Origin of the sequence: Terriglobus sp. ADX1 (assembly GCF_036877645.1) — a bacterium.
In the GTDB taxonomy this organism is placed as follows: domain Bacteria; phylum Acidobacteriota; class Terriglobia; order Terriglobales; family Acidobacteriaceae; genus Terriglobus.
In genome coordinates this window covers 1-11,940 of record NZ_JAEDXV010000031.1, presented here as the reverse complement: position 1 = coordinate 11,940, position 11,940 = coordinate 1, and the positions used below count along the sequence as shown (strand labels likewise).

The window sequence follows — 11,940 nt, the reverse complement described above, 5'->3', positions numbered from 1 at the left end:
GCCACGCTATGCTGCCGAAAGAGGTTGAACGTTTGACATCTGTAATTTTCACCAACGCGCCGGGCCGAGTAAATCTGTTAGGCGAACACACCGACTACACAGGCGGGCTGGTGTTGCCCATGGCGATTCCCTTCGCCACGAAAGCCAGCGTGACTGCTGCTGCGGAAGGCTATGTGTTCAACTCGACTGCATTTCCTGGCGAGCACGCCAGCTCGCGCGACGAGAAAGCCACCGGCGCATGGAGCGACTATCCCGCAGGCGTGCTGCATGAGCTGTGGGCGCTGGGCATTGATGTGCCGCCGTTCCGCATGGAACTGGATGGCAATGTGCCATTGGGCGCGGGGCTAAGTTCGTCAGCTTCCATTGAGGTTGCCACTGCGGTTGCGCTGCTGCGTCATGCCGGCACGATGCTGGAGGCGAAGGAGATCGCCCTGCTGTGCCAGCGTGCAGAGAACAACTTTGTCGGTTCGCCCTGCGGCATTATGGACCAGTTTGTTGTGACTGCAGCAACCGAAGGACATGCACTGCTTCTGAACACACGCACGCTCACCTACGAGTTGCTGCCAATGAACACCGGCAATCTGGCGCAGTGCAGCATTGTGATTGCCAACAGCATGGTGCGGCATTCCGTGGCCACGGGCGATTACGGCATTCGACGTCGCGAATTGGAAGAAGGGCAGGCCGTGATTCGTGCGCGCTTTCCTGAAGCGGAAGATCTGGGGCGCGCAACAACAGATCAGTTGGAAGCCGTACGCGCCAGCCTGAGCGACAACGTGTACAAGCGTTGCAAGCACGTCATCACGGAAAATGCGCGCGTGCGTGAGGCAGAGATTGCTATGAAGGCGGGCGATGCTGTGAAGCTGGGCGAGTTGATGAACGGCTCGCACGCCAGTCAGCGCGATGACTTTGAAGACAGCGTCCCTGAGATTGATTTCCTTGCAGCCACCGCCGTCACGCTGCCCGGTTGCTATGGCGCACGACTGACGGGCGGCGGCTTTGGCGGATGCACGGTGAGTCTTGTCGCATCGAACGATGTTCCGCAATTCACGGCGCAGCTCGCAGCGGCTTACAAAGGGCACTTCAACATCGAAGCTGAAATCTACGTCTGCACACCAGCCGATGGCGCGTTGGCGCAACTGGAGCGTGCGTAATGAATCCGTTGTTGCTGACCACACCGCATCGTCGTTGGAATCCGCTTCGTGGAGAGTGGGTTCTGGTTTCGCCGCATCGTACGCAGCGTCCGTGGCAGGGGCAGACGGAAGACGTCGCGGTGCCGCAATCGCCGCAGTATGATCCGTCATGCTATCTGTGCCCCGGCAATCCGCGCGCTGGTGGCGAGCAAACGCCGCATTACACCGGTACATATGTTTTCACCAATGATTACGCCGCTCTGAAGCCCGATGCGGAAATCATCACGGAAGACGATGGCCTGTTGCATGCCGAGACGGAGCGCGGCATCTGCCGTGTGTTGTGCTTCAGCCCGCGGCATGACCTGACGCTGGCCACGATGGATGTGCCGTCGATTCGTGGCGTGGTGGATGTGTGGGCTGCGCAGGAAGCTGAGCTGGCCGCGAATCCAGATATTCGCTACGTGCAGATCTTTGAAAATCGCGGCGCCATGATGGGTGCCAGCAATCCACATCCGCACGGCCAGATCTGGGCCACCGAACATATTCCCAACGAGCCCGCCACGGAGCTGCGCACGCAGAAGGAATACTTCGCCAAGCACGGCGAAACCATGTTGCACGCCTATCTGCAGAAGGAGCTGGAAAAGGGCGAACGCGTCGTCGCGCAGAACGATACATGGGTGGTGGTGATTCCGTTCTGGGCCGTGTGGCCGTTTGAAACGCTGGTACTGCCGCGTGATCCTGTCGCTTCCATGCGTTCGCTGAGTGAAGCACAGCGCGACGGGCTTGCGGATATTCTCAAGACGCTCACTGCTGGTTACAACCGGGTTTTTGATGCTCCATTCCCTTATTCCATGGGCTTCCATCCTGCCCCGTGCGATGGCGAAGAGCATCCGGAGTGGCAGTTGCACGCGCACTTCTATCCGCCGCTGCTGCGCTCAGCCACGGTGCGCAAGTTCATGGTGGGGTTTGAACTACTGGGATCACCACAGCGCGACATCACACCAGAAAGTGCCGCAGCCACCCTACGCAATGTAATGCGCTAAACAGTCGCAATGGAGGACAATGGGAGTGTCATGAGCACTCTCAATCCATTTCGTCTGCATCCGTCTTTCTCCGAACGCACATGGGGTCGCCGCGACCTGAAGCCTTGGTATCCCGACTGGGCCGAGCGCGATGCGCAGTACAAGGAGCCGATTGGCGAAGCGTGGCTCACCGGACCGCAGTCTCTCGTGAACGACGGCGACTATGCAGGCGAAACGCTTGCGTCGCTGGCGGAGAAAGAGCCGGTCAAGTTGCTGGGATCGCTGGCAAGCGAAAAAGAATTTCCGCTTCTGATGAAGCTGTTGTTTCCCGACGACAAGCTGTCCGTGCAGGTGCATCCGAACGACGAAGAGGCTGCGGCCCTAAACATTGGCCGTGGCAAGACGGAGTGCTGGTACATCCTTCAGGCTGAACCGGGAGCCACCGTTGCATGCGGGCTGAAGCCCGGCACTACGCTTGAGGGGCTGCGTGACGCCATCGCTAATGGCACTGCGGAAAATCTGTTGGAGCACATCCCAGTAGTAGCGGGTGACATGGTGTTTGTGGATGCGGGTACGGTTCACGCCATTGGGCCGGGAGTCACCATTCTGGAGACACAGCAGACCTCTGACACCACGTATCGTCTGTACGACTACGGACGTCCGCGTGAACTGCACGTCGACAAAGGGCTGGCAGTGAGCAAAGTCGTTACCCGCGCAGGTAAAGTTGCGCCCAAACCCATCACGGTGGATGGGCGCGAAGGCAAGCGGCTGATTCAGGAACAGTACTTCACGGTGGATAGCTTCTCGCTCAAGATTGGCGACACCATCCAGTTTGAGAATCCCGGCAACAAGCCCTACTGCCTGACTGCTATCGGTGGCGATGCCCAGGTGATGGTAGCCGGCGAGTCCATGACGGAACTCCCGGCAAGCAGTTCTGTGATTGTGCCTGCAGATGTGACTCGTGTGACAGTGCGGGCTGACAGTGCACTGGAAGTGGTACGCGCCACACCGTAAGAATTTCCGCTCAGGTGGCCGTGTTTGCAGGCGTTGCAGCGCGGCCACCGAATAGCAATGCAAGAACCAGCAGCGCAGCCAACACCAGAATGCCGGCGCTGCTCATCAGCACCAGATGTTCTGTAAGTAGCAAACACCCCGCAGACCAAAGCGCGATGGACCATCCGAAGGTGCGGAAGTGGGAGGAGTGAACTACTCCGGCCAACGGCAGCAGATGCAATCCCAGGATGATGCCGAATGCCGCCGGAAAGTATTGCAGCAGATGCAGCACCGCCAGGATGCTGAACGCAGTAGCCTCCGCAACGCCACCAATGATGTACACCGCGGCAAGCATTTTGCGGCGGCGCAGGCCGTGGAGGTCGGGTGTTGGTTCGTCAATCATCGGGTTCAAGCTCACACTATCATTCCGGCTGCATGAGGCTTTAGTTCCAGCGCGGATCCCGTGTGATTTCCATGAAATCCAACGCGCCGGTGCTGTGAATCTCAATGCGGTCGCCCGGTTTCAAACGGACGCCGTTGCGGACGAATCGCTCGGCAGAAACGCCACCGGGCTGCGCGCCGCGTACGGTTGATGTCCATGTATCCACAACCGCGCCGTTAATACGAAGTACAAATCGCTGGGGCGCCTGCGGTGCATCGAAGTAGCCCACCTCAATGCGATAGACGTTCTCTTCACCCCGGAACTCGGTGCTGGCGGAGCAATCTGACAATGAGCAGAAAACGTAGGCGCCGCCTGATGAGCCTTCTTTGTCTTCGGTGAAGACCGTGTGATAGCCCTTCAACGTCATCGTTTCCGCTTCAATGCGGCCTGCATGTTTGCCTGCAAAGCCCAGCGTGTCAGGCTGGCCGGTAACGCGCAGCAGCCAGTCTACGACTGCTTCGCGCCAGATTTCTGCGCGGCGTGCGTTGTCCTGCAGTAGCAGATGTGTTGGGGTCCAGCGTTCCGGTTCGAGTAAGCTGCGGGTTTCATCCCATGCATCGTCCGCGTTGGCTGCAGCGGATGCACCGGTGAAGGCAGCGTCATACACGGACTGCGTCACAGTCTGACCATCGCGGACGCGGAAGCTGAGAGGCACGCGATGCAGCAGCAGCAACCATTCCTGCGGCGTCGCAGAGGGATTTGCGTATTCTCGGCGGAACGCTTCCGGGAACTCTGCAGTTTGCAGTCGCGCTGCGCCAATGCCCTCGCGGTCGGCCAGCGAATGTCCCGCTTCCGTCGCCATAGGGTCGGGGCCATGTTCTGTGCCAAGGCGCGGCAGCCCCAGCGGCGATGTGATGCCAGCGTAGCTGGCTTCGCTGTCGACGACGATCTTCTTCGCCACGTCAAAGATGCGGGCGTCGTCCCCCCACGTCTGGCGCGCCCACTGGTCCACGATGCTGTCACGCGATTCTTCCGGGTTCCATGCAAACCGGCCAAAGGCGTACAGACTGGCTTGCAGCATTGGCTGTTCCAGCAACGGGAGAACTGCTTCCTGCGAAAGCATACCGAGTGTACCGGTGAGGCTGGTGGCTACCGGGGAGCGCAGCGTCATCTGCCATGCGTGCAGTGGGGTGACGGGTTGCCGAAGGCCGCCGGGGAGCAGAAGGAATCGTGCTGCCCGATGCTCTTTTCCTGCGGTTTCCGGAGCAAGACCGCTCATGGGCGCGTCCGGGAAGCTGCTGTCCTGAAGATGAAGATTCCGTTCGGTCTGGAGTTCGTCAGGGCTGGACCAGACGCGGATCCCGTAGGGGCGGAAGAGGCGCGCAGCCTCAGCCTTCTGCTGCGCATTGCAGTTCAGAACAATGCCATTGATGCCAACGGAAGCAAAAAGGCGTCCGTACTGGCGCAGAACACCATCGTCTGGCGTTGGGCCTTCGATCTGGATCGCTCGCAGAGGGAAGTGTGGCGATTCCGCGAGTTCGTCTGGCAACTGGCGGTCTTCTGTGACCATTGCGGCGAAGCGAAAGGCGGCGTACAGCTCCGCACGGGGCGACCCGCCTTCCAGCACCCACCACTGTCGTATGCCGTTGCGCAGGTGGACGATGCGGAAGCCCTCTTCCGGCACCGGCTTATCCACCCATCCGGGTGCAATGCGGGCTAACCCCGAGCGACGCAGGGCCTCTGGCGTGCCAAGGATGATGGCGTCGTTGCGTGGGTCAATGCGGTGCAGCAGAACGTCCGTGCCGGCAACCATGTGGCCCAGGCCGCGATCCAGTTCCTCTGCCGCAGCTTCTTCTTCCGGTGCAGGACGACCGTTGGCGTCGCCCAGTAGAGCTACGGCGTGGGGCATGTCGTGGTAACGCGGCGGGTCCGGCGGAATAACGTAGCGCAGCCAGCCGACGGCAGAGGGAGCGGGTGTCTGTGCCAGGGAAACGGCTGCAAACGACAGGCCTGCAAGCGTTCCAAGTGCCAGTCTTTGCAGCGTTCGCAACATTCCCCCATTGGACTCTGCCCAGACCGTTTTGGTGGGTCGCAGGCAAGGCACAGTTGATGATAGCGAGTCCGGGCGGGATTGTGCTTTAGTGGGTCTCGCTGGTGGCAGGAACGCGAGTTGCATTGGCATCAATGCGGATCACGCGCATCCCCGCCGCTTCCGCCGCCTCCACGCCTTCGCGAGAATCCTCAAACACCAGGCAGTCCAGCGGTGCCACGTTCATGCGGCGGGCTGCTTCCAGAAAAAGATCGGGTGCCGGTTTGCCTTTTGCCACATCCTCGCCTGAAACGATCCATCCAAAGACGCCATCCAGACCCACAGCGCGGATGGTGGCTTCAATGTTGGCGCGCTGATTATTGGAGGCGACGGCCATTGGGACCTTGCCCTGAAACTGCAGGGCGACCTCGCAGACGGGCACAATCCGCTCCAGCAGGTGCAGACTTTTCGTGTAGTTGGCCACCCATTGCCTCAGAATGTCCGCATGCGGCGCAGGAATGGGGCCGTAAGCCTTCTCAATCTCAAGCAACACCTGCGGTGGTGTGGTTCCATACAGGCCACGAGCCCACTCGGCGGTAGGCAGAATGCCCATTGGCCCCAGTGTGGCCCGTAAAGCGGCAATGTGGGCGGGCAGTGTCTCCACCAGCGTTCCATCGCAGTCGAAGATGAGGGCGCGGAAGCTGGCGGGGTCAAGGTGGAATTCCATGCAGGCCATGCTATCAACCCCGCATGACAGGCAAGTGCGCCAAAGAGAACCTGCAATCACGGGGAATCGAACAGCGCACAGGCACCGGAAACACGGTTGACACGGTTACGTCGCGGGGCTTACGCTCTCGGAACTGAGACGTCTCATATCCGCCGCAGCGCCGCAGACGAACGCCGCCTTGCGCACAAGCTGTACCTACAAGAACACTTTTTCCTCGAGGATCGACCATGGCAGTGGAACGCAGCACAGTCCAGCAGGCAGTAGAAGCTGGCAAAGGTATTTTGAAGCTTGCCCCTTCGTGGGTTCCCCGCTCGTTCATGATTCCCGGACGGCGGCTGAAGCTCCATCCTGATGACATTTACGCATTCGGCGGCCATCGCGGCGGCATTAATGAGCGCTGGTTTTCTTCCACTACCAAAGCCGCAAATGGTCCGGACACCACGGAATTTGAAGGCCTCTCCTTCGTCGTGACGAAGAACGGCGGTAAGTTCCTGCTGAAGGACGCCGTGGAAATTGCCGGCGACCTGCTGCTGGGTGAAGACGTTTTCAAGCGTGAAGACGGATGGAACCTGCTCTGCAAGTTCTTCGACAACGAGGGCCCGATCCCGCACCACATGCACCAGAACGAGGAGCATGCCAGCGCGGTTGGTTTCAAGGGCAAGCCGGAAGCCTATTACTTCCCGCCGCAGTACAACCAGACCTTCAACAACTTCCCCTTCACCTTCATGGGGCTGGAGCCTGGAACCACAAAGGATCAGATCCGCGAATGCTTGAAGAAGTGGCAGCAGGGCGACAACGGCATCACGTTCCTATCGCGTGCATACCGTCTGGAGCCGGGTGCAGGATGGCAGATTGATCCAGGCATCCTGCACGCACCGGGATCGCTCTGCACCTACGAGCCGCAGGTGAACTCCGACGTCTTTGGCATGTTCCAGAGCGAAGTGGAAGGCCGTATTGTGCCGTGGGATCTGCTGGTAAAGGATGTTCCGGAAGACAAGAAGCAGGACATCGAATACATCATCAGCATGCTGGATTGGGATGCGAACACGGACCCGAACTTCGGCGCGAACAAGAAAGTCTTCCCCAAGGTCCAGCGTGAGGAAGCGGGCAAGTTCGTGGAGAAGTGGGTGGTGTACGGCACGAAGTTCTACTCGGCAAAGGAATTGACTATTCTGCCGGGTGCAACCGTGACGATCACCGATCCAGAGGCGTATGGTTTGATCGTGACGCAGGGCTATGGCGACTTTGGCGGTACGCCGGTCAGCACGCCGTCGCAGATTCGCTTTGGCGATCTGACAGAAGACGAACTCTTCGTTACCGCTCCTGCCGCGCGCAAGGGCGTGACCATCACGAACGCAAGCGGCACCGATCCGTTGGTGATCCTGAAGCACTTCGGACCGGGCAATCCCGATGCCGCGGAACTGATCCGCGACTTCGGGCCGTCAAGCTGGAAGAAGTAAGTACATTTCGCGTAGAGTGGGCCGGCTAAATCAAGCGGCCCATCTTTACGCCGCAAAACACGCTTTACGAGGGAATTGTCATGGCAGCAACACACAGCAAACCGCGCCTGCACAATGCAATGTGGCCCGGAATCGTTGGTAAAGGACCAGATTCCACTGAGCCGTTTATTGATCTGGAAACCATGCTGGACTGACCGCGCAAGCAGAAGTGGACGGCCAGAAGTTTGATGGGGTGGATCTGTTCATGTCCGCACCGCATACATCGATCGACTCCACCGATGACGACCTGAAGGTGCTCGCCGAAAAGCTGCAGGCACGTGGATTGGTCTGCGGATCGTTTGTGGCTCCGGTATGGGCGCCCACGGGCGGCGGTTCGGCCATGGGCAACGAGATGGAAGTTCGTAAGTTTCTGGAGCAGGTGCGAAAGGCATGCGTTATCGGCCGCAAGATGACCGCGCTTGGCGTGCGCCCCAGCGGCGTTATCCGCATTGACTCCGCTACAGGAACCGGAGACTGGTACAAAGATCCGAAAGCCAACACGGAGAAGATCGCCAAGACGTTTCGGGAAGCCGCAAACATTGCGGAAGCAGAAGGTCAACGGCTGGCGGCGGAAGGCGAAATCTGCTGGGCAGGCATGCATGGATGGGACCACATGCTACATCTGCTGGAGATGGTGAACCGCCCGAAGACCGTGGGCTTCCAGGCGGACATGGCACACACCATGCTGTACACGCTGGGCTATAACTCGCCAGAGAGCCGCATTGTGGCCGAGGGGTGCGCTACTCCAGAAGAGATTACCGCTGCGCTGAAGAAGGTCACCAAGGCTCTGCGTCCGTGGACGATTGACTTCCACGTTGCCCAGAACGACGGCACTGTGAAGGGGCAGGGCTCGCACGATAAAACGGGCCGCCATTGTCCTCCAGATGATCCGAATGGATTGATGGACATTGTGAAGGTGGCCGGCATGTGGATGCGCGATGACAACGGTGTTCCCACACGCGCCTTTGAGCACATCTGCTGGGATGGATGCATGTTCCCAAACGATGTGATGACCGATCCGCAGACATGGAACAAGGTGCTGAAGGTAATGATCGACGTGCGTGATGCGCATGGTTGGAACTAACGATTCAAGGCGCCTCATTTACATGGGGCGCTTTTATTTTCGGAGAAGACAGTGAGCAAGAAGACACTCAACATTGGCATGGTGGGCTACGGCTTCATGGGCCGCACGCACTCCAACGCGTTTCGCCAGGCGCCAAAGTTTTTTGATCTGCCGTATGAACCGGTGCTGAAGGCGGTTTCCGCGCGCAATGCCGATCGCGTGAAAAAGTTTGCAGATAACTGGGGATGGCAGTCAGTTGAGACCGACTGGAAGAAACTCGTTGAACGCGACGACATTGACCTGATCGACATTGCCAGCCCGAACGACACACATGCAGAGATTGCCATTGCAGCCGCAAAGGCAGGCAAGATCGTGATGTGTGAGAAGCCACTAGGGCGCACTGCAGAAGAAGCCAAGACCATGGTGAAGGCCGTGGAAGATGCAGGCGTAGCCAACATGGTTTGGTACAACTATCGCCGCGTGCCTGCTGTTGTTCTGTTGAAAGACCTGCTGGATGAAGGCCGCTTTGGCCGCATCTTCCACTACCGCACACAGTTCCTACAGGACTGGACAATCTCGCAGGATCTGCCGATGGGCGGTGAAGGTCTGTGGCGCCTGGATGCCTCTGTCTCTGGCAGTGGTGTAACGGGCGACTTGCTTGCACACAACATCGACATGGCCATGTGGTTGAACGGCCCTATCAAAGAAGTCAGCGCAGCAACAGAAACCTTTATCAAGGAACGCAAGAACACGCTTACCGGCGAAGTGGTTCCGGTAAAGATTGATGACGCTTCCGCGTTCATTGCGCGCTTTGAAAACGGTTCACTCGCATTGTTTGAGGCCACTCGTTATGCACGCGGACACAAGGCCCTATTCACGCTTGAGATCAATGGCGAGAAGGCTTCCGCATCGTGGGATCTGCATGACCTTCACCATCTGCAGTACTTCGATTACAAGAACGACGGTAAGCTGCGCGGCTGGACAGACATTCACATCACCGACGGCGATCACCCCTATATGAAGAACTGGTGGGTGCCCGGATTGCAGATTGGTTACGAACATACTTTTACGCACCAGGTAGCCGACTTTGTAGCTTCGCTGGATAGTGGCAAGCCAGTGGGACCAACCTTCCGCGATGGCTTGATGACGGAATATGTGACGGACGCTGTATTGAAGTCCGCACAGACAAAGAAGTGGGAGACAGTGGAGACGGAGTAAGTCGAACTTACTTCGCATCACTTGTCGCCGTTGATATTTCTTCAGGCCGCAGTATGCGGCTAAGTAGGCCCAAAGAGTTTCTGTAACTGAATTACCGGAGGCTGTATCCGATGAAGTATCGCAACTTAATTGCCGCCGCGGGAGCACTTACCCTCTCCGCGACACTTATGGCGCAGGCCCCAGCGGGTGCGCCGCCTGCCAATCCGCTGCGTGCTGGATTCCAGCGCATCATGCAGCCGCCACCGATGGTGGACTTTAACGACAACACCGGCTTTACCTCGCTCTTTGATGGAACCCTGAAGGGCTGGAGCTATGACTCGAACCTGTGGGACATCAAGGATGGTTCGATTCATCTCTCTGCCACCTGCGAGAAACCCACGGGCACGGTGTATGCCGTTTCCACCGCTGGTGAGTTTGGTGACTTCGTATTGAAGTATGAGATGAAGGGCACCGGCAACATCAATGGCGGCATGCAATTCCGCAGTTACATTACGGGCGATCCAAATTCAACCGGTACAAAGTTTCCGCCGGTAGTGCGGCCCACACCGCCGCCGCGTCCTGCAGGAGCGAATGCACCGGCTCGGCCGCCTCGCCCGGCTGCATGCGCCAATCCCGGCACACCTCCGACGCGTGAGTATGAGTCGAAGTGGGATCTGGCCGGTCCGCAGGCCGACTTTGACGAAGGCAACAAGTACAGCGGCATGTTCTATGAACAGAGTGGCCGCGCAGTGATCGCTACACCCGGTTACTCCATGTATGGCGATGTCAGTGGCAGCTATGCCATGGCAAAGATTGTGGACAAGGCACAGCATGACGAATGGTTCCATAAGGACGACTGGAATCAATTCATCGTTGTGGCGATTGGTCACTCGACCTCCATTTACATGAATGGTCACTTGATTACGCAGTTTGTAGATATCGACCCCACTTACTTCCGTCCTAGCGGAAAGATTGGTGTGGAGTCAGAATCTACCGGCGACCTTTGGGTGCGTAACATTTCCATTAAGAAGCTGTAACAACAGATAAGAAGCAGAATGCAGCGGTCGCCGCAAAAATGCAGCGATCGCTGCGTTCTGTTTCAGGAGAGAATAACGGCATGCCGAAGACGAACTACCTGGGACGCCGCACAGTTTCGATCGAAAACGAATTCCTTCGCCTTACCGTGACAGAAGAAGGTGGCCACATTGCTGAGGTGTACAGCAAGCGGGCCGATGTGAATCCGATGTGGACGCCCCCCTGGCCCACGATGGAGCCGAGCGCGCTGAAGCCGGAACAGGAAGTGCTTTACGGCGGCGATGCGGAGGCCAAGCTACTGTCAGGCATTCTGGGGCACAACCTTTGCCTGGATATCTTTGGTGGGCCGAGTGAAGCGGAAGCCGCCTTAAGCTTGACCGTGCATGGTGAGAGTTCCATCTTGCCTTACACGATTGAAGAATCGGGCAACACTCTTACCTGCAGCGCGCACTTTCCGTTGGCGCAGATTGATTTTGTGCGCACACTCACACTTGAAGGCGAAGGCGTTCGCATTGAAGAGCGGGTTACGAACAAGGCTTCCTTTGATCGTCCCATTGCATGGACACAGCATGTAACGCTGTCGCCGCCGTTCCTTGATCCGGCGACGACCGAGTTTCGCATGAGCGCGGCAGGCCCTGCGATGACGCATCCTGAAAGCCTGGGTGAAGCTTCTTACCTGAAGCAGGGCGAACCTTTTGGGTGGCCAAATGCCCCGGGACTGAACGGTAGCGGCGTGATCAATGTCACAGACATGAAGCCGGACGCACCAGCCAGCAGCTACATCGCCGTGCTGATGAAGCCGCAGGCATACTTTAGTGCGTGGTCGCCGAAGTATCGCTTTGCCATTGCATATGTCTGGGACG

The 11,940-nt window shown here is 58.3% G+C and carries 11 protein-coding genes; 8 read left to right on the top strand and 3 right to left on the bottom strand.

From position 1 onward, the window contains the following. Positions 1–32: 32 nt before the first annotated feature. From galK to JAO32_RS16825, 3 genes are read left to right on the top strand one after another with little or no spacing between them, the layout of a single operon-like run. Positions 33–1,151 carry a galactokinase gene (gene galK / locus JAO32_RS16835; RefSeq protein WP_334242536.1) on the top strand — a complete coding sequence of 373 codons (1,119 nt, stop codon included), beginning with the start codon at positions 33–35 and terminating at the stop codon, positions 1,149–1,151. Beyond that, complete coding sequence (locus JAO32_RS16830) at positions 1,151–2,173, top strand: UDP-glucose--hexose-1-phosphate uridylyltransferase (RefSeq protein ID WP_334242534.1); 1,023 nt, start codon at positions 1,151–1,153, stop codon at positions 2,171–2,173. The genes galK and JAO32_RS16830 overlap by 1 nt, the downstream gene beginning before the upstream one ends. A 30-nt stretch (positions 2,174–2,203) precedes the next feature. Continuing rightward, positions 2,204–3,166, top strand: coding sequence for a type I phosphomannose isomerase catalytic subunit (locus JAO32_RS16825; protein WP_334242533.1), 963 nt, complete (start codon positions 2,204–2,206; stop codon positions 3,164–3,166). Between the two features lie 10 nt (positions 3,167–3,176). Here the strand turns inward: JAO32_RS16825 and JAO32_RS16820 are convergent, their stop codons facing one another. The 3 genes from JAO32_RS16820 to JAO32_RS16810 all read right to left on the bottom strand — a co-directional run bounded on the left by JAO32_RS16820 (position 3,177) and on the right by JAO32_RS16810 (position 6,283). Next, on the bottom strand, positions 3,177–3,563 hold the full coding sequence (locus JAO32_RS16820; RefSeq protein ID WP_334242531.1) for a hypothetical protein: 387 nt from the start codon (positions 3,561–3,563) through the stop codon (positions 3,177–3,179). A gap of 25 nt (positions 3,564–3,588) precedes the next feature. Further along, complete coding sequence (locus tag JAO32_RS16815) at positions 3,589–5,580, bottom strand: alpha-glucuronidase family glycosyl hydrolase (protein WP_334242528.1); 1,992 nt, start codon at positions 5,578–5,580, stop codon at positions 3,589–3,591. Between the two features lie 85 nt (positions 5,581–5,665). Next, positions 5,666–6,283: an HAD family hydrolase gene (locus JAO32_RS16810; protein WP_334242527.1), complete on the bottom strand. Its 618-nt coding sequence runs from the start codon at positions 6,281–6,283 to the stop codon at positions 5,666–5,668. A gap of 227 nt (positions 6,284–6,510) precedes the next feature. Here JAO32_RS16810 and JAO32_RS16805 point away from each other — a divergent pair, with 227 nt between their 5' ends. From JAO32_RS16805 to JAO32_RS16785, 5 genes are all read left to right on the top strand, one after another. Continuing rightward, positions 6,511–7,743 carry a hypothetical protein gene (locus JAO32_RS16805; RefSeq protein ID WP_334242525.1) on the top strand — a complete coding sequence of 411 codons (1,233 nt, stop codon included), beginning with the start codon at positions 6,511–6,513 and terminating at the stop codon, positions 7,741–7,743. 244 nt (positions 7,744–7,987) lie between these two features. Continuing rightward, a complete protein-coding gene (locus JAO32_RS16800; protein WP_334242523.1) occupies positions 7,988–8,866 on the top strand; it encodes a TIM barrel protein in 879 nt (292 codons plus the stop codon). A 51-nt stretch (positions 8,867–8,917) separates the two neighbouring features. After that, a complete protein-coding gene (locus JAO32_RS16795) occupies positions 8,918–10,063 on the top strand; it encodes a Gfo/Idh/MocA family protein (protein WP_334242520.1) in 1,146 nt (381 codons plus the stop codon). A gap of 110 nt (positions 10,064–10,173) precedes the next feature. Beyond that, positions 10,174–11,079, top strand: a complete 906-nt coding sequence (locus tag JAO32_RS16790) for a 3-keto-disaccharide hydrolase (protein WP_334242518.1) — start codon at positions 10,174–10,176, stop codon at positions 11,077–11,079. 80 nt (positions 11,080–11,159) lie between these two features. Further along, on the top strand, positions 11,160–11,940 hold a 781-nt coding region (locus JAO32_RS16785), incomplete at its 3' end, for a hypothetical protein (protein WP_334242517.1).